The following is a 26466-nucleotide window of genomic DNA, read 5'->3' on the forward strand; positions in this document are numbered from 1 at the left end:
GAGAGAAGGAAGCGCAGATGACCACGGAAACGGTGCTGTCCGTTCCGCGCCTCGGCGAAGGGATCGTCGAGGTGCGCATCGTCCGCTTCCTCAAGCGGCCGGGCGACGCGGTCGCCAAGGACGAGGTCGTCTACGAGATGGAGCACGACAAGGCCGCCGTCGAGATCGAGTCCCCGGTGGCCGGGTTCCTCGACGACTGGCTCGTGCAGACCGGAGACACCGTGCCGATCGGCGGCGCCGTGGGCCGCATCGTGGCGGATCGGCGGCAGCCCGGCCCGGCCGGGCCGATCGCGTCCGACGAACCTGCGGCTTGCGGGGCGTCCGTGCGGGGCGTGCCCGGGCGGCAGCCCGCCGGGACCCGGCGCATTCCTCCGCGCACCCGGGCCCACGCCCGCCGGCTCGGCATCGACGAGGACCTGCTGCCGACGATTCCGGCGGCGGGCACCAGCCTGATGCCGGCCGATCTGCAGCGCTACGTCGCCCAGCGGGACGAGGGAGGGGCGGAGGAGGGATTCACCGACGTCACCCAGTCCGACCGGCAGCGCGCACTGAACCGTGCCCTGCTCGGGGCCCGCGACCAGGTGGTCCCCGCGGTCGTCGCCGCGCTCGTCGACGAGGAAACGCTGCAACGTGCCCTGCGACAGCACCGCGGCGCCCGCTTCTCGACCCTCTTCCAGGCCTTCGCCCATCACGCGGCACGCTGCGCGGCGGCCCCCGAAGCGGCCCGGCTGCGCTCACGGCGGCTCGACGAGAGCACCCTGCGGGTGTACGAGCACGTGGACCTCGGGATCGCCGTGGCCACCGACGACGCGGACCTCACCGTCGCCGTGGTGCGCCAGGCCGACGCGCTCCCGGCCGAGGACTTCGACGCGCACTACGCGCGGGCGGTCGAGGACGCGCTCGACGGCCGGTCGCAGGCCGACGGCCGGGTCACTCTGATGCTCTCCCACTTGGGGGACCGGGGGCCGACCCTCGCTGTCCCGGTGGTCGTGCCGCCGGCCGTGGCGACGCTGTTCCTGGGGGCGGTCGAGGACACCGGTTCGGGCGCCGCGCGCAGGATGGTGCTCGCCTTCGACCACACGGTGCTCAACGGGCGTGACGCCTCCGCCTACCTGGACGCCGTGACCGATTCCCTGACGGCGGCCGGGCACGGCACGGGCCGGCCCGCGACCGCCCCCGAGGTGCCGGCGCACGCCGCGGCGGCCGAGCCCGGCGACGAGGAACGGACCCCTGCACCCGGTGTGCTGGACCGGCTCGTCGCCCTGGCGTCCGAGGTCCTCGGGCATCCCGCAGACCCCGCCCGCCCGCTCGGCGAGCAGGGACTCGACTCCGCCCTGGCCCTGCGCCTGATCCGCGAGGCCCGGGACGCCTTCGGTGCACAGCTGCCGGCCACCGCCGTCTGGCGCCATCCGACGCTCGAGGAACTGGCGGCGCAGCTGCCCGGCCGGCCGCGGGATGAGCAACCCGTTCCCGCGTCGGCGCCGGCCCTTGCCGCGCCGGCCCTTGCCGCGCCGGGGCCGCTTGCCGCACCGGCCCCGGCCGTGTCTGCTCCGGCCGTGTCTGCCCCAGCGCCCGTGTCTGCCCCGGCGCCCGTGTCTGCTCCGGCGGCCGTGTCTGCTCCGGCGCCCGCCTCCGTATCCGCGCCCGCCTCCGCGTCCGGTGCGGCCACGGACGACGCCACGGCCACGGGCGTCGCGGCCGGCGACGCAGACGCCGTCGCCGTCATCGGCATGGCTTGCAAGGTGCCGGGGGCGGTGGACGTCGAGGCCTTCTGGCGGCTGCTGAGCGCGGGGGAGTGCCACATCAGGGCCGTGCGGGACGGACGGCTCGCAGGTGAGGTGCCCGAAGGGTTCCGGGCCGGACTGCTCGACCGCATCGACCAGTTCGACGCGCCCTTCTTCGACGTGACTCCCCGCCAGGCCGCCTCGATGGACCCCCAGCAGCGCGCCCTGCTGGAACTCAGCTGGCACGCCCTGGAACACGCCGGGCTCGCCCCCGACACCCTCGCGGGCACCCCCGTCGGTGTGTACGCCGCCGCGTGCAGCTACGACTACCGCGAGCGACTGGTGGAGCGGGCCGCCTCGGCCGACGGATACGCCACCACCGGCACGTTCCCCGCCTTCCTCGCCAACCGGATCTCCCACCTGTACGACTTCACCGGGCCCAGCATCACCGTCGACACCGCCTGCTCCGGTGCGCTCACCGCGCTGGCCCTCGCCGAAGCCGCGGTGCGTTCCGGCGAGTGCGAGGTCGCGCTCGCCGGTGCCGCCAACCTGCTCAGCAACGGATTCAACGCCCGCGCCTACCGCCGGGCGGGCATGCTCTCGCCTGCGGGGGACAGCCGGGTGTTCGACGCGGACGCCGACGGGTTCGTGCGGGGCGAGGGTGCGGGCTGGCTCGTCCTCAAGTCGCTGCGCCGCGCCGTCGCCGACGGCGACCCCGTGCTCGCCGTCATCCGGGGCACCGCCGTCAACCACGGGGGTCGCGCCGCCGCCTTGACCGCCCCCAACCCCCGCGCGCAGAGCCGGCTGATCCGCACCGCGCTCGACCGGGCCGGCCTGCGCGCCGCCGACCTCGGTTTCCTCGAGGCGCACGGCACCGGCACCCCGCTCGGCGACCCGATCGAGCTGGACGCCTTCCGCGAGGTGCTCACCGCCGGCGGGCAGGACACGCCCCCGCGCGCCGCGGGGCCCGAGGGCCGGGTGTGGGTGGGCTCGGCAAAGGCCAACATCGGCCACCTGGAGGGCGCTTCGGGACTGGCCGGCGTCGTCAAGGCGGTCCAGGTGCTGCGGCACGGGCTGATACCGGGTACGCCGGGCTTCACCCGCCTCAACCCGCACATCGAACTGGAGGGGACCCCGGCCCGGGTCGCCACGCGGCCGGTGCCCTGGCCGGCCGGGACCGCAGCCGCGCCGCGCCGGGCGGCCGTGAGCGCGTTCGGGTTCGGTGGCAGCAACGCGCACGTCGTCCTGGAGGAGGCACCGCCGCTTCCCGGGACGCACGTCCCCGGGGACGGGCCGTTCGCCGTGCCGCTGTCGGCCGCGACGCCCGGCTCGCTGACCCGGCTGGCCGCCCGTCTCGCCGAACTCGTCGCCGCGCCCGCCGCGCCCTCGCTCGACGAGATCGCCTGGACTTTGCAGTCCGGCCGCCGTCATCTGCCGCACCGGGCCCTGTTCGTCGTCGCGGACCTGCCCGAACTGGTCCGTCTCGCAGAGGATTTCGTCACCCACGGCACCCAGGCGGAGCCTGACGACCCGTGGCTGCGCGACTGGCTCGACGGCGCCGCCACGAGCGCCGCGGACTGGGCGGCGCGACTGCCCGAAGGTCCGCTCCCGCGGCGCGTGCCGCTCGTTCCCTACCCCTTCGAGCGCCACTCGTACTGGCTGCCCGGCACCGAGGCCGCCGCCCCGGGTGACGGCTACGTCGTCGGCCACGGCGACCCGCTGGCCGAACACCGTGTCGGTGGTCTGACCACGCTGCCGGGCGCCGCCCTGATCGACGCGCTCGCCGACGGCGGCCCCGTCGCCCTGAAGCAGGTGCGCTTCCAGCGGCCGGTGGCCGTGCCCGAAGGCGGCTCGGTGCGTCTGCTGCGCACGACCGAGGACACGGGCGGCACCGTGCGGGTGAGCATCGAGCACGAGGGCACCGTCGTCGCCCTCGCCGTGCGCGCGAGCGGCCCGGCGGCACCGATGTCCGCCGAGCCGCCTCAGGGCCCGGCGCGGGACGTCGACCTCGCCGCCGCCCTCGCACGCAACGGCGTCGTGACCGGGCCCGTGTACGACGTCGTACGCGAGGTGCGCCGCCAGGGCGCGCAGGCCGTCGCCCGGCTCGTCGCCCCGGCCACCACGGACGCGCGGACCCGGCGGGTGGCATGGCTGGACGCGGCGCTGCAGACCTCCTGCGCCCTGCTGGACCATTCCGGTTCCCAGGTCGCCGCGGCGGCCGAGCACGTGGAGTGGTCCGGCCTCGTCCCGGACCAGGCGGACCTGAGGGTCCGCCGCACCGCGCAGGGCGCCTCGTACACCGTCGTGGATCTGGAGGCGGAGACCGACGGCCGCCCCGTCCTGCGCGTCCGCGGGCTACGCCTGCACGCCGCGACGCCCACGTCCCTTCCCGCCCCCGTGCCGCAAGAGCCGCACGACGCGTCCGCCCCGCAAGCGGACGGCGTCCGGGTGCTCGTGCCCGAGTGGCGCCCGGAGCCGCGGGGGCCGCTCCCGCCCGGGGCGGGAGCGGGCGGCGGGGTCGTGCTCGTGCACGACACGGCCGGCACGCACCGCGTCGAGGGCGTCGGCGTGCGGACCGTGAGCAGTGACGCACCCGGTCTCGCCGAGGCCGTGCGCGGCGCCGACCACGTCGCCTTCCTCGTGGACGGTTCCCGCTGGGGCGAGGACACGGCGGGGATCCGCGAGCTGCGCGGCCGGCTCGAAGCCCTGCTGACCGTGGCACGAACACTCGACGCCGCGCGCCTCACCCTCGTCACCGTCGGCCTCACCGACCCGGACGGCGGCGCCCCGGCGCCCGGCGCGGCGCTCCAGGGCGCCCTGCTCGGCGCCGTCCGCACACTGCCCGGCGAGATCGAGGGCCTCACCGCCGCCGCCGTCGACCTCGACGCCACCGCCGGGCCGTCCGAGGTCACCGCGGCCCTGGCCGAACCCTGCGCCCGGTCCGTGCCGCTCATCGCCCTGCGCGGCGGGCGGCGCCTGCGCCAGGTCTACGCCGACCGCCCCGCCCCTGCCCCCGCCGCCACCGGCGACGGTTTCGTCACGGGCGGGACGTACCTGCTGTTCGGCGGCGCCGGAGGCATCGGTGCGGAAGTGGCCCGGCACCTCGCGCGCCGGTACCGCGCACGGCTGCTGCTGGTCGGACGCTCACCCGCGGACGAACGCACGACCGCCCTGCTCGGCGAGCTCACGGAACGGGGCGCACAGGCCCGGTACCTGAGCGCCGACATCACCGAACCCACCGCCGTGGAGAGGGCCCTGGCCGCCTGCCGAGCCGCGTTCGGCGAACCGGACGGCGTGGTGCACAGCGTCGGTTCGATCAGCCCCGCGCGGCTCGCCGAACTCCGCCCGGAGGACCTCGACCAGGTCCTCGCGACCAAGGTGACCGCCGTCCTGGCCCTGCGCCGCGCCCTGCGCGCCCGCCCGGCAGGCCGGCCCGCAACGCTCGTTCTGTTCTCCTCCGCCGCCGGTCTCTTCGGCAGCGTCGGCGGCCTCAACTACGCCGCCGCCAACGCCTTCCTCGACCACTACGCCACCGCCGTGGACGGCGACCCCCACCTCGCCGTCCGCACCTTCGACTGGGGCCTGTGGCAGGGCACCGGTCTGGCCCGTCGCTACAGCGCGCACGTCGCACGCGAATATCCCGGCATCACCGCATTCGTACCGGAAAGGGGAGTGGCCGCCTTGGAAGCGGGCATGTCCGGCAACCGACCGCAGTCCCTCGTGCTCGGCGGTGACCCCGAGCCGCTGCGCCCGCTCACCGCGCCCCCCACGCCCGCCGCCCCGCAGGACGACCGGGACGCAGCACACCGGCTCGAGGCGTACGCGCGGGGCGCGCTCGCCCATCGGATGACGGAGCTGGGTCTCGCACCGGCACTCGCCGCCCGGCCCGGCACCGGCACGGAGGAGGCGTCCGCGCTGCTCGCGGTGGTACCGGAGCACCGCAGACTGCTCGCCGCGATCCTCGAACTCCTCGCGGAGCACGCCGCGGCGGGTCTCGGCGTCCCCACGCGGGCCGAGCTGGACCGGATCCGCGACACCCTGCTCGCCGACCACCCCGACCTGGCCGGGCACCTCACCCTCCTCGACCGGGTCATGGAGTCCTACGGGCCCGTCCTGCGGGGCGAACTCCCCGTCACCGCCGTCCTGTTCCCGGGCGGCGACCTGAGCGGCGTCACCGCCGTCTACAGCGGCAACCAGCTCTTCGACCCGGTCAACGCAGACGCCGCCGCAGCCCTTGCCGCCGCCGCCGCGACGCTCAGCGCACCGCGTGTCCTGGAGATCGGCGCGGGCGTCGGCGGCACCACCGGCGCCGCGCTCGCCGCGCTGGACGCCCGCGGCGTGCGGGGCACCGCATACACGTACACCGACGTCTCCCCGGCCTTCCTCCAGCACGGACGCCGCCGCTTCGGCGATCGCGTCCGGCCGCGCCTCCTCGACATCGAGAAGAACCCCGAGGCCCAGGGCTTCCCCGCCGCCGCCGCCGACCTCATCGTCGCGAGCAACGTGATCCACGCGACCCGCGACCTGTCCCGCACGCTCGACCACATCGGGCGGCTGCTCGCCCCGGGCGGACGGCTGCTGCTGGTCGAGATGGTGGCCCCGGCCGCCGTCTACACCCTCACCTTCGGCCTGACGGACGGCTGGTGGCGCTACGTCGACACCGACCGGCGCATGCCGCACGGCCCGCTCCTCGACGTGCCGCGCTGGCGCTCGCTGCTGGAGGAGCACGGCTGGCGCCTCACCGACGTCGGCCGTCTGCACGACGCCCCGGGGTGCGTGGCGCTGCTGACCTGCCTGCCGCCCGGCGCCCCCACCGCCGGCGACGAGGCCGCCGCGGCCGGCTCCTCGGCCGAGGACATCGCCGAGGGACTGCGGGCCGTCGTACGCGACCTGCTCGGTGACGCCGATGCCGAGGTGCCCGGCTATCTGCCCTGGCAGGAACTCGGCGTGGACTCGCTGCTCAACATGGAGCTGGTCCAGGCGGTGTCGCGCCGGTACGGACCGGTGGGCGCGACCGCGCTGTTCGAGCACCGGACCGTCGACGAGCTGGCCGCGATGCTGGCCGGGCGCGGTGCCACGGGTCCGACCGCCGCCGCGCCGGCCCATGCCGCCGCGCCGGCCCACGCCGCCGAGCCTTCGCCCGGAGCCGACGACGACACCGGTCCCCTGACGGACGTGCTGCGGCTGGTCGCCGAACTGACCGCCCGTGACGACGCGTGGCTCGACCCGGACACCGACTTCCCCGCACTCGGCGTGGACTCTCTCCTCAACGAGGAGTTCTGCGAGCGGCTGCGCGGCATGTTCCCCGAGCGGGCCGTCGTCTCGACCCTGCTCTTCGAGCACCCGACCCCCAGGGCGCTGGCACGCCATCTCGCACCGGTCCGGCTGCTGCCCGCGCCGGCCGGGACCGGCCGCGGTGAAGCCGTACCGAGCGAGTCGGCCACGCGCCCCGTCGCGCAGCCGCGCGTGGCACCGGCGGCGCCCGTCCCGGCGCACCCCGACCGGGCCACCCGCGCCGACGCCATCGCCGTCGTCGGGCTCGCCGGACGCTATCCCGGAGCCCGCGACCTCGACGCGTTCTGGGAGCTTCTGAACGCCGGGCGCACCCCCGTACGCGAGGTGCCCGCCGAGCGGTGGGACTGGCGCACAGCGCGCACCCTGGGCGGCGGATACGCCCGCTGGGGCTGCTTCGTCGACGGCATCGACGCGTTCGACCCGGCGATGTTCCGCCTCACCCCACGGGACGCCGCCCTGATGGACCCGCAGGAGCGGCTGTTCCTGGAGATCGCCAAGGAGGCCTTCGAGAACGCCGGTTACGCCCGGCACACCCTCGCGGGCACCCAGGGCGGGCCGCGCGTCGGGGTTTTCGCCGGCGTCACCGCCAACAGCCACCTGCTCGCCCAGCGCGATGCCCGCGCCGCGGGCGCCGACAACCCGGAGTACGCCGTCACGGCCGCCGCGTCCGTCGCCAACCGTGTCTCGCACGTCTTCGACCTCAGCGGCCCCAGCCTCACCGTCGACACGATGTGCTCGTCATCGCTGACCGCCCTGCACCTGGCCTGCCGGGCACTGGAGAGCGACGAGGCGGACCTGGCGCTCGCCGGTGGCGTCAACCTGTATCTGCATCCCGACCGGTTCGCCGGCCTGTGCGCCCTCGGCATGCCCTCGCGCGGTGAGCACACCCGGGCCTTCGGCGCGGGCGGCGACGGCTTCGTGCCCGGTGAGGGCGCGGGCGCCGTCGTTCTCAAGCGCCTCGACCGGGCTGAGGCGGACGGCGACACGATCCACGCCGTGATCCGCGGCACCGGCCTCAACCACGGCGGCGGCACCGGCGGTTACACCGTCCCCAACCCGCGCGCCCAGGCCGCCCTCATCGGCGCCACGCTGCGCCGCGCCGGCGTCGACCCGTCGAGCGTCGGCTATCTGGAGGCGCACGGCACGGGCACCGAACTCGGCGACCCGGTCGAACTGCGCGCCCTCGCCCTGGCCTTCGAGGAATCGGGCACCCACGGCCCGCTGCGGGTCGGCTCCGTCAAGTCCAACATCGGCCACGCCGAGGCGGCCGCCGGCATCGCCGGACTGACCAAGACCATCCTCCAACTGCGGCGCGCGCACCTGGTGCCGACCCTGCACGCCGAGCGGCCCAACCCCAAGCTCGGCCTGGACGGCACCGCACTGCGCATCCAGACTGCCGCCGAGCCCTGGGACCCCGGCAGCGGCGTCCCGCGCCGCGCGGCCGTCAGTTCCTTCGGCGCGGGCGGCTCCAACGCCCATGTCGTCCTCGAGGAGTACGCCGGGCGGCACACCGCCCCGCCGACGACGCCCCGGCCCTCCGGCCCGGTCCTGATCCCGCTCGCGGCGCCGGACGCCGGGCGACTGGCCGACACGGCCCGCGCGCTCGCCGCCGCAGTCGAGGGCCTCGACCTCGCCGACATCGCCCACACCCTGCACATGGGCCGCGACCACGGCCCCTGCCGGGCCGCCGTCACCGCCCACGACCCGGCCGAGCTGCGCGCCGCGCTGCGGGCGCTGGCCGAAGGGGCCGCTCACCCGGCGCTGCTGACCGCGCCGGCGGCACCCGGCGCGGACGCCGCCGCCCGGGCCTGGGTCGCCGACGGCACCTACACCGGACGGGCCGGCGGGCGGCGCGTTCCTCTGCCCGGCACGCCGTTCGCCCGGGTCCGCTGCACCCTGCCCGAGGCCGCCACCTCCCCGATGCCGCTCACCGACACCCTGACGGTGCCCGCCTCCCGTACCGTGACCGCCCGCCTGGGCGGCGCCTCGCACTGGGTCGCCGACCACGTCGTGGACGGTGAACCGCTGCTGCCCGGGGCGTTCCACCCCCAGCTGGTGCACGAGGCGCTGCTCGGCGCGGGCGAGGACCCGTACCGCACCGTCCTGCGCGACCTCGTCTGGCCCCGGCCGGCCAAGGGCCTGCCGATGACGGTCAGCACCGTCCTGGAGGAGCCCGACGAACGCGGCTCACGACGCTTCCGTACGGTGGTCGCCGACACCGTGGTCGCCCAGGGCTGGGCCGACCCGGCGCCCGGGCCGGTGCGGCAGGTCCTGGTCTACCGGACCAAGGAGCTCGACGCCCACCTGGGCGACGTCGGCCAGGAGGACTTCTACCGGCTGTTCGCGTCCCAGGGATTCGCCTACGGCCCCCTGTACCGCACCGTGCGGCGCGCCGTCGCGCAGGGCGAGGAGGTCACCGCGGAGCTGCGGCTCACCGACGGCGAGGACCCGGACGGCCGTCACGTCGTGCATCCCGCCCTGCTGGACGGGGCGTGCCAGACGGCCGCGTATCTGCTGTTCGCCGAGGAGCCCGGAAGCGCACGCACGCTGCGGCCGCTGTCCTTGGGCCTGCTGACGGTCCACCAGCCGGTCACCGGCCGCGCCTATGTGCACGCACGCCGGGTGCGTCGCGACGACGCGGCCGGGATCCACGTCTTCGACATGAACCTCATCGACCCGGACAGCGGCGACGTGCTCGCCGAGGTGACCGGCTTCCGCATCCGGGTGGCGGCGGGCTCCCGGCCGACCGCCCCGCGGGCCGGGACCACGGCCGACGACGTGCCGGCCCCGGTACCCGTCGCCGGTTACCGGATGGACTGGCGGCCGGCACCGGTCGACGACGACGCCCAGGCCCCGCCGGGGACACCGCTGTGGATCGTCGGCGACGCGGCGCCCGGGTGGGGTGAAGGGGCCGCGGCCACCCTCGGGTGGGGGCCGGCCTGCGATGAGGAGACCCTCGCGGCGACGGCCCGGCGCACCGGGACCCCCGGGGTGGTCCTGGTCGACCTCGCACACGGCGCTGCGGCGAGCCGACTGGGCATCGCGCCGCTGTCCCCGGACGACGTGACGGGGGAGTGGACCCGCTTCGCCGACGGAACGCTGGCCCCCGTGTTCGGTCTGCTGCGGGCGTTCGTCCGCAGCCGCGCCCTGGACGGCGCCCGGGTCCTGCTGGTGACCCGGGCCGAACCGGACGGCGGCATCGCGCCGCTGGTGCACGGTCTGCACAGCCTGGCGCGGACCGTCGCCGGCGAGACCGGCCGCTTCGCGCTGCGGCTGGTCACCCTCGACGAGGGCGGGGCCGGCACGGACGTCGCGGATCTGGTGGCCGAGGCGATGCTGCCCGCCGAAGGCGCCGACTGGGTGCGCCTGGGGGCCGCGGGGCGCCGGGTGTCGGTGCTGAGCCCGCTCGGGGCCTCGGCCCCGGCTGAGCCCGACACGGCGTGCCCCCCGCTCCGCCCCGAGGCGACGTACCTGGTCACCGGCGGACTCGGCGGGCTGGGCCGGCACGTCGCCGCCGACATCCTGGCACGTGTCCCAGGGGCACGCCTGGTGCTGGTGGGGCGTTCGGAGCCGGACGACGCGGCGCTGCGGGAGCTGCGCCGGGCCGGTTCGGTCACCTACCGGCGCTGCGACGTCGCCGACGCGGACCATGTCGCGGGTCTGGTGCGGTGGCTGGCACAGGAGGGCGTGCGGCTGCGGGGCGTCGTGCACACGGCCGGCGTGCTGCGCGACGGGTTCCTGCGCTGCAAGACGCCCGAGGCGGTGGAGGAGGTGTGCCGGGCCAAGGTGCTGGGCGCCCTGCGCCTGGACGCGGCGCTCGCCGGACACCCGCTGGATTTCTTCGTCGTGGCCTCGTCGCTGGCCGCGCTGGTCGGCAACCAGGGGCAGTCGGACTACGCCTTCGCCAACGGGTTCCTCGACGGCTTCGCGGCCTGCCGCACAGCGGCGGGCCGGCCCGGCCGCACCCTGTCCGTCGGCTGGCCGGTCCTCGCGGACGCGGGCATGGCGCCGGAGCCGGAGACCCTGGCCTACCTGGCCGGCGACTACGGACTGCGACCGGTCGCCACCCGCGCGGCCCTGCGCTCGGTATGGCCTCTGCTGGACGAGGCCGCTCCACACGCCCCGGTGCCGTACGCGGCGTTGGTGGCAGGCGACGCCACGGTGTGGGACCGGGCCCTGCGCGTACGTCACGACGTACACCACGAGGCGCCCCCCGCTCCCGCCCCCGCACCCAGTCCCACCCCGGCTGCCGGCGGGCTGCCGGAGGCGGCGCTGCGCTGGATCACCGGACGCGTCGCGCACACCGTCGGCCGTCAGGCCGGCGAACTCGATCCGGACACACCCCTCGCCGACTACGGAGTCGACTCCATCGCCCTGATGCGCCTGGCCCGGCTCCTGGAGGACGACCTCGGCCGGGTACCGCTGTCCGTGCTCCTGGACAGCAACGGCCTGCGCGACCTGACCGAACGACTGCTCCTCTCGCACAGCGCCCGGTTGACGGCAGTCGTCGCAGCCGGGGCCGCCACCGCGCCCGCGACCGGGCCTTCGGCCGAACCTCCGGCCGAACCTCCGGCCGAACCCTCGGCCGCCGACACCTTCCCGGTCGCCCTGCCCGACCGTCTGGTGGGCATGTGGGCCGCGGACCAGGCCGCCGCGCCGCACGCGCCGTACAACATCTCGCTGTCCTGGCGGCTGCCCGCCGGCGCCGACCGCGAGGCAGCGCGGGCCGCCGTCGCGGATCTGGTGCGGCGTCACCCCGTGCTGGGCTGCTGCGTGCGTACCCACCACGCGAGCCCCGCCTTCGTGCCCGCCCCCGACACCCCGGAACTCGTCACCCGGACCGTCGACGCCGACTCGCTGGACCGCGCCCTCGCCGAGGAGGCCGACCGCCGGCTGCGCGTCTCCGCCGAGCCGCTGCTGCGGGCCGTTCTCTGGGACGTCGCGGGGGAGCGGCGCCCCGTGCTCCAGCTGACCACGCACCACATCGCCGTGGACGGGCGCTCCGCCGACCTGCTGGGCCGCGACCTCGCCGCCCTGTACGCGGCGCACAGCCAGGGGGTGCCGGCCCCGCTGCCCGTCCCCGGCTCGCCGGCCGCGGCGCTGCGCCGCGAACGGGACGGTGCCGCGGCCGCCGAATGCGCCGAAGCCGAACGCCACTGGCGCGCACGACTGGCCGAGGGCGGCACCCCCGCCGGCGTGCTCTTCCCCGGGGGCGGCGAGCGGGCCGGCGCGGCCGGCGCCCACCGCGAATACGGTCTGCCCAGCGCCCTGTCCCGCGCGCTCGCCGACATCGCGCGCGCCGCCGGCGTACCTGCGTTCACCGCGCTGCTCGGCACGTTCGCCGTGGCCCTGGCGCGGGCCACCGGCCACCACTCGTTCCTGGTGGCCGTCCCCACCTACGGGCGCGGCTCCGCGCACGACGAGGCCACCGTCGGCTGCTTCGTCAACACGGTGCCGGTGCGGATCGACCTCGACCCCGCACGCCCGCTCGCCGACTGGCTGAAGGACCTGGGCCGCGGTGTGCGCGACGCCCTCCGGCACGCCGCACTGCCCTACCCGCGCTTCGCCGCGCTGTGCCGCGCCGCACACGGCGACGACGCCCTGCCGACCGTCACCCTCGCCTACCAGAACTGGGAGCACGACGGCGCGGGAACCCCCGACGGATGGGAGCCGGTGCACCGGCGCGGCCAGCGCGGCCACTTCGATCTCGGCCTGGAGGTCACCGACACCCCCGACGGTGTCGAGATCCTCGCCAACCACCGCACCGCCGTCCTCGATGGCGCCGCCGTGGACCGCTTCGTGGACGACCTGCGCCGCACCGTCGTCGAACTGGCGGGCGGTGTCCGGGCCACGGCCGGCGGCCGGGTCGGCGACCTGCTCGACCCGGCCGCGGGCACCCTCGTGACGCGCTTCGCCGCCACCGCGCGGCGGTGCCCGGACGCGACCGCCGTCGAGGACCACCACGAGCGCCTCAGCTACGCCGAACTCGACGCCCTCTCCGACGCCGTGGCCCGCCGCGTCGAGGCGACGGCGGAACCGGGCCGGCCCGTCGCCGTCCTGATGCACCGCTCCGCGCGGCTGCCCGCCGTGCTCCTCGGCATCCTCAAGAGCGGCCGCCCCTACGTCCCGCTGGACGACTCCTACCCCAGCGAGCGGCTGGCCATGGTCGTCGAGGGAGCCGGCTGCGAAGTCGCCCTCGCCGACCGGGACCTGGCCGGGCTGCTGCCGCGGCGACTCACGATCGTCGACCCGGCGGACGTCCACGGCGACCCCACCGCGCCGGCCGGCACCCCTGCCGCGCCCACCGATCTCGCGTACCTGATGTTCACCTCCGGCAGCACCGGCACGCCCAAGGGGGTCGGTGTCACGCACGGCAACGTCGTCCACACCCTGGAGGCCATCGCGGCGACCGTCGGCATCGACGAGCACGCGCCCGGCAGGCTCCTCGCCGTCACCACGGTGTGCTTCGACATCTCGGTCCTGGAGCTGTTCCTGCCGCTCCTGGTGGGCGGCACCGTCGTCGTCGCCGAACGCGCCGACGTCGTCGACGCCCGGCGACTGGCCCGGCTCGTCGAAACCCGGGGGATCACCGCCATGCAGGCCACCCCGGCCGGCTGGCAGCTGCTCGTCGAGGGCGGCTGGAGCGGTGCGAGCGGACTGATCGCGCTGTGCGGCGGCGAGGCCCTGCCGCGCAACCTCGCCACCGCCCTCGTCGAACGCACCGGCACCCTGTGGAACGTCTACGGCCCCACCGAGGCGACCATCTGGTCCACCATCGCGCGCGTCACCGAAGCGGGGCCCGTGCACCTGGGCGAGCCGATCGGCGCGACGGAGCTGGTCCTCACCGAGGTCGACGGGCACCGCGCCCCGGCGCCGGGGGAGCCGGGCGAACTGTGGATCGGCGGGGCGGGCGTGGCCCACGGTTACTGGCGGCAGCCCGGCCTCACCGCCGAGCGCTTCACCGGACACCCGGTCCGCGCGGCCGGCGGCGGACGCTGGTTCCGCACCGGGGACCTGGTGCGCCGCGACGAGGAGGGGCGGCTGCTCTTCCTCGGCCGGGCCGACAGCCAGGTCAAGATCCGTGGCCACCGGGTCGAACTGGGCGAGATCGAGGCGGTGCTGAGCGCGCACCCCGCGCTCGCCCGCGCGGTCCTGGCCGTACACGGCGAGGGTTCCTCGGCCCGTCTCCTGGTGATCGCCGTGCCCCGGGCCGGCACGCCCCTGCCCAGCCTCGCCGAACTGCGTGACTTCGCCTCCGCGACACTGCCGCTGTGGATGCTGCCCGACCGGCTCGAGGCGGCCGAGACACTGCCGCTCACGCCCAACGGCAAGGTCGACCGCAGGGAAGCCGTCCGGCGGGCCACCCAGGACCTCCCACCGAGGAGGCACCCCGAGGCGCTCCGGACGCCCGCCCCCGACGCGCCTGCCGCGCCCACCGACGCGCCCGCCGGCGCCCCGGCCGTGCACACGGCCCGGCTGCGGGACCACGTCCTCGCCCTGTGGCGCGAGGTACTGGAAACCGACGACGTTCCGAGCGACCGCAGATTCTTCGACATCGGCGGCAACTCCCTGCTGCTCGGGAAGCTGTTCGCGCGCCTCGACGAGGCGTACCCGGACACCCGCATCGAACTCGCCGACCTGTTCGCCCGGCCGACCGTCGACGACATCGCCGGCCTCCTCGCCGCACGGCTCGGCGCCGGCCCGCCCGGGCCCGTCGAGGTCGCCGCCGCACCCGACCGACCCTCCCGCCGTGAGCTGCGGCGCGCGTTCCGACTCGGAGACGAACGATGACCCACGACGCCCCCGGTATCGACCCCAACGCCATCGCCGTCGTCGGCATGGCCTGCCGGTTCGGGCCCGCGACCTCCGTCAGCCGGCTCTGGCGGCTGCTCGAGGAGGGCCGGTCCGGCATCCGCCGCTACAGCGAGGCCGAGCTGATCGGTCTGGGGCACGACCCCGACACCGTGGCACGCGAGGAGTTCGTGCCCGCCGGGGTCGTCCTGGCCGACGCGGACGCCTTCGACGCCGAGTTCTTCGGCTACAGCGCCCAGCACGCGGAGTGGCTGGACCCGCAGCAGCGACTGCTCCTGGAGGTGGCCTGGCACGGCCTGGAGGACGCGGGCTTCGCCCCCGACCGCACCGGGCTGCGCACAGCCGCCTACGTCTCCGTGGGCCAGCCGGTGCAGCCGCCCGTGGGCATCACCGAACTCGACGCGGCCGGCATGATCCGTTTCTCCTCCTCCGACAAGGACTTCGCCGCCACCCGCCTCTCCTACAAGCTCGGCCTCACCGGCCCCAGCCTCACCGTGCAGACCGCCTGCTCCAGCGGGCTCGTCGGGGTGCACCTGGCCGCCGAGGGCCTGCTCGGCCACGAGTGCGACCTCGCCGTGGTGGCCGCCGCCTCCCTGCACTTCCCGCAGGCCGGATACCTGGCCGCACCCGGCATGATCCTCTCGCCGAGCGGTGAGTGCCGCCCCTTCGACGACACCGCCGACGGCACCCTCTTCGGCAACGGCGGCGGGGCCCTGGTCCTGCGCCGCCTCGCCGACGCGGTGCGCGACGGCGACCCGGTGCGCGCCGTGCTGCGGGGCAGCGCCGTCAACAACGACGGCGGCCGCAAGATGGACTACCACGCGCCGTCCCCCGAAGGGCAGGAGGCCGTGATCCGCGAGGCCCTGGCCGTCGCGGGCACCGACCCGCACTCGGTCGGCTACCTGGAGACCCACGGCACCGGCACGCACCTCGGTGACCCGGTGGAATTCGCCGCGCTGGAACGGGTCTACGGGGGCGAGCGCCCGCACCCCGCCGCCGTCGGCTCGGTCAAGGCGGTCCTCGGCCACCTCAACACCGCCGCCGGGATCGCGGGCGTCGTCAAGGCGGTCCTCGCGCTCGAGCACGGCACCGTGCCGCGCCAGACCCCGTTCTCGGAGCCCAACCGCGCGCTGCGCGGCGCCGGCGGACTGCGCATCGCCGACGGCGACGTCGTGGCCGGCGGCTGGCCCGTCCCCCACGGGCCCCGGCGCGCCGCCGTCAGCTCCTTCGGCATCGGCGGCACCAACGCCCACGTCGTCCTCGAACAGGCCCCGCCGGCCCCGGGGACCGGGGCGAAGGACACCGACGGCGACGCGGACGGCCCGCGGTGGTTCGTGCTGTCCGCCCACACCGAGGCCGCGCTGCGCGACATCGCCGGTGACCTCGCCGACGCCGTGCCGGCGCACTCGCTCGCCGACGTGGCGTACACCCTGCGCACGGGCCGGAGCCGGCGCCGGGTCCGTGCGGTGCTCGGCGCCACCTCCGTGACCGAACTGGCCGGTGCGCTCAGGGAGATCGCGGCCGGAGCGGAACTGGTCGCCCCCGCCGCGCCGGAGGAGTACCGGGCGTGGGCAGCGGGCGCGGGTGACCTGCCGGAACAGCACGCACCGCAGGCCCGGCGGGTGCGACTGCCCGGCTACCCGTTCGCCCGCACCCTCTGGCCCCGGCCCGGCGCCGCCCCCGCCCGCACCGTGCGCCCGCAGGACCCGGTCGCCGCCGACCACGTCGTGGCGGGCCGGCCCGTACTGCCCGCCGCCGCCCAGCTCGACCTCGCCCTCACCGCCGCCCGGCGCACCGCCCCCGCCACGGCCGGTCTCGCCGACATCGCCTTCCACCGGCCGGTCGAGGTCACCGAACCGGTGACCCTGCGCGCCGCCGTCACCGGCGACACCGTCCGCGTCCTGTCCGACACCGCGCACACCGAGGCACGCCTCATGGGCGACGCCCCGGCCGCCCCGGAGCGACTCGACCCCGCCGCACTGCGCGCCGCCTACCCGGATACGGCCGAACCGGCCGCGCTGTACCGGTACTTCGCCGACCACGGTGTCGTCTACGGCCCCGCCTTCCAGGTGCTGCGCGAACTGCGCCACGGCAGCGAGGGCGCGCTCGCCCGGGTCGAGGCCGACGGCCCGTCCGGCGGTGACACCCTGTGCCCGTACGTCCTGGACGGCGCGCTGCAGACCGTCATCGGATGTGTGCTGCGCGAGGACCTGGGCGGCGAGACGTTCATCCCGTTCGCCGTCGACACACTGACGCTGCACGGCCCGCTGCCGCGCGAGGCATGGGTACGGGTCCGTCCCGCCCGGCTCGCCGGCGGCGGGCGACGGGTGCGCAAGTACGACGTCACGGTCGCGGGCCCGAACGGCGCCGTGGTGCTCACCCTGGCCGGCCTGGCGCTGCGCCCGGTCCCGCGCGAGACCACCGCGCCGGCCGCCGCCACCAGCCCCGCGGCCGCCGGACACCTGGCGGAGGGCGAGGCGCAACGGACCCCGGACGAGATGCCCGCGAGCTCCGAACTCCCCGCCGGGGTGCACCTCTTCGCGCCCGCGAGCGTCCCGTTCGACGTCGCCGACGGGCACGAGAGCGAAACCGCCTCGCTCGTCGTCATCGGCGACGCCCCCCTCGAAGGGGCCGCCGTGCGGCTGGCCGACCCCGAGGACGCCGAGCGGGCCGCCGCCGCCGGCGAGGAACTCGTCGCGCGCCTCGGCGAAGGCACCACCCCGCCCGTCGTGGTCTGGCCGCTCACCCAGGGCGCCCTCGGTTCCGCGGCCGACGCCCTGCGCCTGCTCGCCCTCCTCCGTGCCCTGCTGCGCCCGCTGTCCCGGCGCGGGGCCCGGATCCTCGTCCCCTTCCCGGCCAACGCCCTCGACGACGCGGCGGCCGTCACCGGCCACGGCGTCGCCGCCCTGGGCCGCTCGCTCGCCGGGGAGAACCCGCGATTCGAACTGACGGCCCTCGCCCTCGACGCGGAAGCCGGGCCGGACGCCCTCGCGTCCGCCGTGCGCGCGGCCGTCACCCGGCCCCCGGCGGCGCGTTGGCTCGGCGTGGCCCGCGACGGCACGCTCACCACGTCCGTCCTGCGCCGCACCGACGCCCCGGCTCCCGGCCGCGCCGCGTTCCGCAGCGGCGGGCGGTACTGGATCAACGGCATGGGCGGACTGGCCACGCTCCTCGCTCGCCACCTGCTCGACACCCGTGCCGCCCACATCGTCCTGACCGGCCGCTCCGCGGCCGAGGGGGAGCGCGGCGCTGAGATCGCCCGGCTCGCGGAACACGCCGCACGCAGTGGCGGATCGGTCACGTACCACCGGCTCGACAGCACCGACCCCGCGGCCGTGCGCGCCCTCGCCGACCGGCTGCACGCCGAAGGACCCGTCCACGGTGTCCTGCACTGCGCAGGGACCCTGCGCGACGCCTACGTGCTGCGCAAGGAGACCGCCGACGCCGCCGCCGTGGTGGCGGCCAAGCTGATCGCGGCCACCGCGCTCGACGCGGCCACCGCCCACTGGGCCCTCGACTTCTTCGTCGTCTACTCCTCGGTCTCCGGGGCCCTCGGCAGCCCCGGCCAAGCCGACTACGCCTTCGCCAACTCGGCCGTGGACGCGTTCGTCGCCCGCCGGGCCCGCCGCGTCAAGTCCGCCTCCCGCACCGGCCGCTCGCTCTCCGTCAGCTGGCCGTACTGGGCCGGGGGCGGCATGCGGACCGGTGCGGACGCGGAGCAGCAACTGCATGAGCTCGGTATGCGTCCGATGCCCTCCGCCACCGGGATCGCCGTGCTGGAAGCGCTGCTCGGCGCACCCGAGCGGGACGGGGAGGAGAGCGCACCCGTCGTGCTCTACGGGGATCTGGACCGGCTGCGGGAGTCGTTCCCGCTCCTCGAACGGCGGCCCGCCGCCGGCCCCCTGCCCCCGGCGGCCGCCGAGCCCGAGCCCGCCCACGCCCCAGCCGTCGCCGCCCCGGCCACCGAACCCGCCCGCGGCCTGCTGGAGGAGAGGCTTCGGGCCGTCGTCGCCGAGGCCACCCGCACCCCCCTCGAACAGATCACGCCGGAGCGGCCCTTCGACGACCTCGGCATCGACTCGCTCCTCGCCATCCGGGTCGTGGAACTCCTGGCACCCGACTTCGGCCGGCTCTCCAAAACACTGCTGTTCGAGTGCCGCACGGTCGCCGAACTCGCCGAACACCTCGTCGAGGAGTTCCCCGAGCGGTGCGCCGACCTCACCGGCACCACCGGCACCGCGCCCGCCACGGTCAGCGCCGAGCCGCCCGCCTCGTCCACCGCGCCGCTCGACGCCGGCCACCGCGACGAGCCGGCGCCGGCCGAGCGGACGCCCGCCCCGCACACCGGCATCGACGCCCGCGCGGTGGCCATCATCGGCGTGGCCGGACGCTTCCCGCAGGCGGACGGCCTCGACGAGCTGTGGGCCAACCTCCTCGCCGGCCGCGACAGCATCACCGAGGTGCCACCCGAACGCTGGGACGCCGAGGCCCTGTACGACCAGGACAAGTCCCGCGTCGACCGCACGTACACCAAGTGGGGCGGCTTCGTGAAGGGGGTCGAGAACTTCGACGCGCCGCTGTTCAGCATCTCCCCGCGCGAGGCCGGTACCGTCGACCCGCAGGCCCGCCTGTTCCTCGAGGCCTGCTGGGCAGCCCTCGACGACGCCGGCTACACCCCGGACACCCTCGTCACCGCCGCCGACCCCGTGCACCGCAAGGACGTCGGGGTCTTCGTGGGCGCCATGTACGGCGAGTACCAGCTGCACGAGGCGGAGGAACGGCTGCGCGGCAACCACGTGCTCGCCAACAGCGCCTACTGGTCCATCGCCAACCGCGTCTCGTACTACTTCGACTTCCAGGGCCCGAGCACCGCCGTCGACACGGCGTGCTCGTCCGCGCTGACCGCCATCCATCTCGCGGTCGAGTCGCTGCGCGCGGGCAGTTCGAAGGTGGCCATCGCGGGCGGCGTCAACGTCCTGATCCACCCCAACAAGTACTTCATGCTGGGCCAGGGCCGGTTCGCGGCGAGCGACGGCCGCTGCCGCAGCTTCGGCGCGGGCGGTGACGGCTATGTGCCGGGCGAGGGCGTCGGCGCGTTCGTCCTCAAACCGCTCGCCGACGCGGTGCGGGACGGCGACCACATCCACGGGGTGATCCGGGGGACCGCCGCGAACCACGGAGGACGGACCAACGGCTACACCGTCCCCAACCCGCGGGCCCAGGCCGACCTCGTCACCAAGGCGCTGCGCGACGCCGGCCTGAGCGCCGGCGACCTCGACTACGTCGAGACCCACGGGACCGGCACCGCGCTCGGCGACCCCATCGAGATCCGTGGCCTGACCGCCGCGTTCTCCCGGGACGGCGTCAAGGGCGCGGGTGAGGTGCCGATCGGCTCCGTGAAGTCGAACGTCGGGCACCTCGAATCGGCGGCCGGCGCGGTCGCGCTCGCCAAGGTGCTGCTGCAGATGCGACACCGCACACTCGTCCCGTCGCTGCACGCCACCCCCGCGAACCCGGAGATCGACTTCGACCGGGTGCCGTTCTCGGTCCAGCAGGAGGTCGCGCCCTGGACCACCCGCGACGGCGTCGACCGGCCGCTGCGCGCCGGCATCAGCTCCTTCGGCGCGGGCGGCGGCAACGCCCATGTCGTCGTCGAGGGACCGCCGCCGCAGGGCCCCCGCCCCGCCGAGGAACCAGGACGCTTCGTGGTGTTCCTGTCCGCGCGCACCGACACGGCCCTGGCGGCCTACGCCTCCGCGCTGCGTGAAGACCTGACCGCGGCAGCGGAGCGCGGCACGCCGGTCCGGATCGCCGACGTCGCGTACACCTTCGCGGCGGGGCGCGCCGACCTGGAGCGCAGGGCCGCCGTGGCGGCGGGCTCGATGCCGGAACTGCTGTCCGGCCTCGCCGCGGTCGCGGCGGGCCGGCCCCGCCCGTGGCGCCGCACCGAGGTCACCGCCGACGATCCGGTACGGGTGTGGCTCGACGGCGGCCGGATCGACCGGGTCGAGGTCTGCGGCGCCGGGAGGCGGGCACGGCGCGTACCGCTGCCGCACTACCCCTTCGAACGCGTCCGCTGCTGGTACGACCTCCAGATCGAACGGCTGCACCGCCAAGGCCTCGGCACGGCTCGCCCCGAACCGGTGCCGGACCGCGGACACTTGCGCGACTTCGGCCGCACGCCGCCCACTCCCGCCCCGCCGCCGACGGGTGCGGCACTCGCTCCGCCTCCGGCAAAGACGGCCCCTGTGCTCACCCCCGCGCCCGCGTCCGTGCTCCGTCAGCTGAACGCGGCGGTGCCCGTGACGAACACGACCATGCCCCAGGAGACGCCCTCCATGACTCGTGACCGCAAGATCACTCTCAGGCCGCTGGACGCGGCCCCGGCCCCGGCTCCCGTCCCCGTGCCCGAGCCCGCCCCTGCCCCGGCCGCCGCTCCCGCCGCCGCTCCGGCCGCGGCCCGGGACGGCGCCCTGAGGGACCGGGTGGCCGAGGGAGTGGGTGAAGTGCTCGCCGGAGTGCTCTACATGGACCCGGCCGACCTCGACCCGGAGCAGACGTTCCAGACGCTCGGCGTCGACTCCATCCTCAGCGTGGAGTTCGTGGCGCTGGTGAACGCCCGGTTCGGCACCGACATGAAGGCCACCGAGCTCTACGACCACCCCACACCGAGCGCCTTCGCGCGACAGGTCGCCGCCAGGGCCACCGGCGGACAGCCGACCGCTCCGGCTCCCGTGGCGCAGACACCCGCCCCCGCGTCCGTGGCGCAGACACCCGCTCCGGCTCCCGTGGCGCAGACACCCGCCCCCGCGTCCGTGGCGCAGAACGCCGCTCCGACTCCCGTGGCGCAGAACGCCGCTCCGGTTCCCGTGGCGCAGACCCCCGCCCCCGCACGCGCCGACGGTGACCGCGCCGCCGCCGTGCTGCAGACCCTGCGTGAGCAGCTCGCCGAGACCCTGTACTGCGAGGTCTGGGACATCGACGTGCACGCCACCTTCAACACGCTGGGCCTCGACTCGATCCTCGGCGTCGAGTTCGTCGCGTTCCTCAACAACGCGTACGGCCTCGACGAGAAGGCGGGGGTGCTCTACGACCACCCGAGTCTGACGGCCCTCGCCGCGCACGTCGCGGCCCGCACCGCCGCCGCCGCGCCCGCCGCCGAGGCCCCGGCCGCTCCGGCCGCCGGCCAGATCAGCGCCGCCGACCTGGAAGCCCTGCTCGGCGCCGTACGCGGCAGCCGGCTCACCGTGGAGCAGGCGCTCGCCCTGCTGCCCCAGCACTCCTGAGCTCCGGAAAGGACCCGCCCATCATGACCGACGAAGAGATATTCGCCGTGCTCCGCACCCAGATCGTGGACGTCCTGCCCGAGGCGGCCGACATCGAGATCACCCTCGACCACAGCATGCGCGACCTCGGCGCCAACTCCATCGACCGCATGGACGTCGTCATCGCCGCCCAGGACGAGCTGGGCATCAAGGTGCCCAACGCGGAGCTGACCCGGGCGAACGACCTGCGCTCCCTGGTCGCGGTGTTCCGCGCGCACGCGAGCGCCCACGCGTGAGGCACATACCCGGCGCCGTGGCCGTCACCGCCGCCTCGGTCCTCAGCCCGCTCGCCGACGACCTCGACGGCTTCACCGCCGCGCTGCTCGCCGGCCGCAGTGCCGTGCAGCTGTCGCCCACGGACGGCGGCAGCGGCCTGCCCGTCGCCGCGCTCGACGGGTTCGCCCTCGCCGACTGGGCGCGGCGGCACCTGCCGGACGATCCGGCCACGACGGCCCGGTTGCGCAAGGTCGCGGGCCGCGCCGCGCTGCCCGCGCGCACCGCCGCGTGCGTCGCGCTGCGCGCGGTACGGGACAGCGGACTGAGCCGGGACCGGCTCGCGGACGGCACTGCCCTGCTGGTCGCCGGGAGCAACCTCGCCCTGGCCCACCAGGCCGAGACCGTCCTGGGCCACGACCGCGCGCCGGGCCGGCTGCGTGCCTCGTACGCGCTCACCCACCTCGACGTGGACGTGGTCGGCGTGGTCAGCGAGCTGACCGGCATCCGCGGCGAGGGCTGGACGCTGGGCGGCGCCTCCGCCAGCGGCACCCTCGCCCTGGTGCAGGCCGCCCGCACCATCGCCGCCGGCTGGGCCGAGCGTGTCCTGGTCGTTGCGCCGGCCGCCGAACTGTCGCCCGTGGAAGCCGAGTCCTTCCGGCGTACCGGCGCCTTGGCCCACGAGCACCTGAGGGCCGAACCCACCCGGATGTGCCGCCCCTTCGACCGCGACCGCCAGGGCTTCGTCCGCGGCCAGGCGGCGGCGGCCGTCGTCCTGGAGCGGGCCGACGCGGCCCGGGAGCGCGGCGCCGGGGTGCTCGCGGAGATCGCCGGGCACGGGCAGCGCCTGGACGCCCGGCGTGGCACCGAACCGGACGCCGAGGGGCAGGCGGCGGCCATGCGCGCCGCCCTGGCGACGGCCGGCCTCGCCCCCGGCGACATCGACTACGTCAATGCCCACGGCACCGGCTCGGTGCTCGGCGACGAGACCGAAGCCGCCTCGCTGCACAAGGTGTTCGGCGGGTGCACGGGCCTGCGCGTGAACTCCACGAAGCCGCTGACGGGCCACTGTCTCTCCGCGGCGGGTCTCGTCGAGGCCGTGGCCACGATCGCCCAGTTGCGGGCCGGGTCGGTGCACCCCAACCCGAACCTCGAACACCCCGTCGCGGACCTGCCGTGGGCCGGCCGGACGGCCGAACGGCGGCCGCTGCGCACCGCCCTCAGCAACAGCTTCGCGTTCGGCGGCATCAATGCCTCCGTCGTCATCCGCGTCCAGCCCTGAAGCAGCCCTGTAGTTACGGAGAAGACCATGAAGCAGGTCGGCATCGAAGCCATCAACGCCTACTGCGGTGAGACCTACATCGACGTCCCGACCCTGTTCGCGGCCCGCGGCCTCGACGACAGCCGGATCGGCAACCTGATGATGGCGCGCAAGAGCGTCGCGCTGCACTGCGAGGACGCCGTGTCCTTCGCCGTGAACGCGGCCAAGCCCCTCGTCGACGCCCTCAGCGACGAGGAGCGCGACTCCATCGAGCTGCTGATCGTCGGCACCGAGTCCGGGGTCGACTTCGGCAAGTCGCTGGCCACCTACGTCCACGACCACCTGGGACTGTCGCGCAGCTGCCGCCTGTTCGAGACCAAGCAGGCCTGCTACAGCGGCACCGCCGCTCTGCAGATGGCCGCCGCCGTCGTCGCCGCCAGCCCCTTCGAAGGCGCCAAGGCCCTGGTCATCAGCAGCGACGTCGCCCGCCCGGTGCCGCACACCTACGTCGAGCCCAGCCAGGGCGCCGGGGCCATGGCGATGCTGGTGAGCGACAAGCCGGTCGTCGCCGCCTTCGACCACGGGGCCAACGGCTTTCACAGCTACGAGGTCATGGACACCTGCCGCCCCGACCCGGAGCGCGAGGCCGGCGACACGGACCTGTCACTGCTGACCTACATCGAATGCCTCAAGGGCTCCTTCACCGACTACGCGAGCAAGGTCGACGGGGCCGACTTCGTCGACTCCTTCGACCTGCTCGCCATGCACACCCCCTTCCCCGGCATGGTCAAGGGCGCCCACCGGGCCGCGCTGCGCAAGCTGAAGCGCGGCCTGTCCCCGCAGGCCATCGAGGACGACTTCACCGACCGCCTCGGCGCGGCCATCCGGTACCCGCAACAGGTCGGCAACATCTACGCGGGCACCGTCTTCCTCGCTCTCGCGTCCACCATCGACAACGCCGTCATCGACCGCGAGCGCCGGATCGGTGTCTTCTCCTACGGATCCGGCTGCGCCTCCGAGTTCTACAGCGCCGTCGTCAACCCCGCGTCGCAGCGTGCCGTACGGGCCATGGGCATCCGCGAGGCGCTGGACGCGCGATACCCGCTGAGCATCGAGGAATACGACGAACTGCTCACCGCGACCGCCGAGCTGAAGTTCGGGACGCAGGACTTCACCTTCGACCTCGACCGCTTCCCGCAGATCACCAAGGCGCGCTTCGACGCCGGCCGCCGCCTGGTCCTGCGCGGAGTGCGCGACTACCACCGCGAGTACGTGTGGCTGGGAGGCGAGCAGCGATGACCGCCGTCACCCTGACCCGGGCCCGTGGGGTGATCCACGCCCGGCTCGACCAGCCCGAACTGCGCAACGCCGTCACCCCGGCGCTCCTCGACACCCTGCACGCGGCCGTCGACAGCGCCGAGGCGGACCCGCACTGCCGGGTTCTGGTCCTCCGCGCGCGTGGCGAGGACTTCTGCGCCGGCACCGACCTGTCGGACGGCGCCCCCGCCGAGGTGCCCGCTCCGGACGCGGACGAGCTGCCGTACTGGACACTGCTGGAGCGGCTGACCCGCACTCCCGTGGTCACCGTCGCCCTCGTCGACGGCCGCGCCACCGCGGGCGGCGTCGGGCTCGCCGCCGCCTGCGACCTGGTGATCGCCGGGCCGCGCGCCCGTTTCCGGCTGACCGAGGCCCTCGTCGGCCTAGTGCCCGCCATGGCGCTGCCGTTCGTGGCCCGCAGGACCGGTGAGCAGCGGGCGTTCTCGGCGACGTTGCTCGCCGAGGAGCTGGACGCCGCCGCGGCCGTGGCCGTGGGGCTGGCCGACACGGCCGCCGACGACGCCGAGGAGGCCCTGCGGCGCGTCCTCGTGGGCCTCAGCAGGGTCGACCGTGCCACCGCCGGCGCGCTCAAGGAGTACCGGGCGCGGCTCTTCCCCCGCGACGAGCGGCTGGGCCGCGACGCGGGCCGTGCCTTCCTCGACCGTCTCACCGACCCCGCCGTGCACCGGCTGATCGAGGAGCGTGCCGCATGACCGCACCGACTGTTCCCGCCGGTCTCTCCGTGGTCCGGCTGGCCTGGCAGGGGCCCGTCGCCGTGGTCACCCTGGACGACCCGGACGGCCGCAACACGTTCTCGGCCGGGCTGACGACGGGGCTCGTCGACTCGATCGAGCGGGCCGCCGCCGACCCGCGCACCCGGGCCGTCGTCGTCGAGGGCAGGCCCGAACTGTTCTGCGCGGGCGGGACCCAGCGCGAACTGATCAACTTCGCGCGGGGCAACGGGAGTTTCGACACCGACGACTTCTTCCGGGTGTTCGCGCGGTGCCCGCTGCCCGTGATCGCCTCGGTGCAGGGGCATGCCATCGGCGGCGGGCTCGTGCTCGCGCTCTACGCCGACTTCGCCGTCTTCAGCGAACGGTCCTTGTACGCGGGCAACTTCATGAAGTACGGCTTCACGCCCGGCATGGGCGCCACCCATCTGTTCCCGAGCCGCTTCGGGCGAGAGCTGGGTACGGAGATGCTCTTCACCGCCCGCACCTACCGGGGCGCCGAACTGCGCGATCGGGGCGCGCCGGTGCGGGTCGTGCCGCACCAGGACGTGCCGGGCACCGCCCGCGAACTGGCGCGGTCCATGACGCACGCCCCGCGGGCCTCGCTCGAGCTGCTCAAACGGGAGCTGGCCGCACCGCTGCTGGCCGCGACGGGCGAGGCGGTGGCCCGCGAGGCGGCGCTGCACCGCACCTCGTTCCGGCTGCCCGAGGTGATGGAACGCATCGTCGGCGCGTACGGCGCCGAAGCCCACTGACCGAGCACCGGCAACGAAGGAACCGAAGGACGG

The 26466-nt window shown here is 75.6% G+C and carries 7 protein-coding genes; all 7 read left to right on the top strand.

Annotation, left to right across the window (positions count from 1 at the left end):
- The first annotated feature begins 17 nt into the window (after positions 1–17).
- The 7 genes from ACFY9E_RS38760 to ACFY9E_RS38790 are packed head-to-tail and all read left to right on the top strand — an operon-like array spanning position 18 to position 26433.
- The gene (locus ACFY9E_RS38760) at positions 18–14810 is read left to right on the top strand and encodes an amino acid adenylation domain-containing protein (RefSeq protein WP_390993085.1); all 14793 of its coding nucleotides are present in this window, start codon (positions 18–20) and stop codon (positions 14808–14810) included.
- Entirely contained in the window at positions 14807–22117 is a 7311-nt protein-coding gene (locus tag ACFY9E_RS38765) for a beta-ketoacyl synthase N-terminal-like domain-containing protein (RefSeq protein ID WP_390993088.1), read from the top strand. The genes ACFY9E_RS38760 and ACFY9E_RS38765 overlap by 4 nt, the downstream gene beginning before the upstream one ends.
- 23 nt (positions 22118–22140) lie before the next feature.
- On the top strand, positions 22141–22392 hold the full coding sequence (locus tag ACFY9E_RS38770; protein WP_390993089.1) for a phosphopantetheine-binding protein: 252 nt from the start codon (positions 22141–22143) through the stop codon (positions 22390–22392).
- A complete protein-coding gene (locus ACFY9E_RS38775) occupies positions 22389–23651 on the top strand; it encodes a beta-ketoacyl synthase N-terminal-like domain-containing protein (RefSeq protein WP_390993092.1) in 1263 nt (420 codons plus the stop codon). The genes ACFY9E_RS38770 and ACFY9E_RS38775 overlap by 4 nt, the downstream gene beginning before the upstream one ends.
- 27 nt (positions 23652–23678) lie before the next feature.
- Positions 23679–24929, top strand: a complete 1251-nt coding sequence (locus tag ACFY9E_RS38780) for a hydroxymethylglutaryl-CoA synthase (protein ID WP_390993095.1) — start codon at positions 23679–23681, stop codon at positions 24927–24929.
- Positions 24926–25660, top strand: a complete 735-nt coding sequence (locus ACFY9E_RS38785; RefSeq protein WP_390993098.1) for an enoyl-CoA hydratase-related protein — start codon at positions 24926–24928, stop codon at positions 25658–25660. Before ACFY9E_RS38780 ends, ACFY9E_RS38785 begins: the two co-directional genes overlap by 4 nt.
- A complete protein-coding gene (locus tag ACFY9E_RS38790) occupies positions 25657–26433 on the top strand; it encodes a polyketide synthase (RefSeq protein ID WP_390993101.1) in 777 nt (258 codons plus the stop codon). The genes ACFY9E_RS38785 and ACFY9E_RS38790 overlap by 4 nt, the downstream gene beginning before the upstream one ends.
- The last annotated feature ends 33 nt before the right edge of the window (positions 26434–26466 follow it).

This window comes from Streptomyces sp. NPDC012466 (assembly GCF_042955215.1).
GTDB lineage: Bacteria > Actinomycetota > Actinomycetes > Streptomycetales > Streptomycetaceae > Streptomyces.

Excerpts from the sequence above, each read along its gene's own strand:
- ACFY9E_RS38790 (WP_390993101.1), top strand. The coding sequence starts at position 25,657 with ATGACCGCACCGACTGTTCCCGCCGGTCTCTCCGTGGTCCGGCTGGCC.
- ACFY9E_RS38780 (WP_390993095.1), top strand. The coding sequence starts at position 23,679 with ATGAAGCAGGTCGGCATCGAAGCCATCAACGCCTACTGCGGTGAGACC.
- ACFY9E_RS38770 (WP_390993089.1), top strand. The coding sequence starts at position 22,141 with ATGACCGACGAAGAGATATTCGCCGTGCTCCGCACCCAGATCGTGGAC.
- ACFY9E_RS38765 (WP_390993088.1), top strand. The coding sequence starts at position 14,807 with ATGACCCACGACGCCCCCGGTATCGACCCCAACGCCATCGCCGTCGTC.
- ACFY9E_RS38760 (WP_390993085.1), top strand. The coding sequence starts at position 18 with ATGACCACGGAAACGGTGCTGTCCGTTCCGCGCCTCGGCGAAGGGATC.
- ACFY9E_RS38785 (WP_390993098.1), top strand. The coding sequence starts at position 24,926 with ATGACCGCCGTCACCCTGACCCGGGCCCGTGGGGTGATCCACGCCCGG.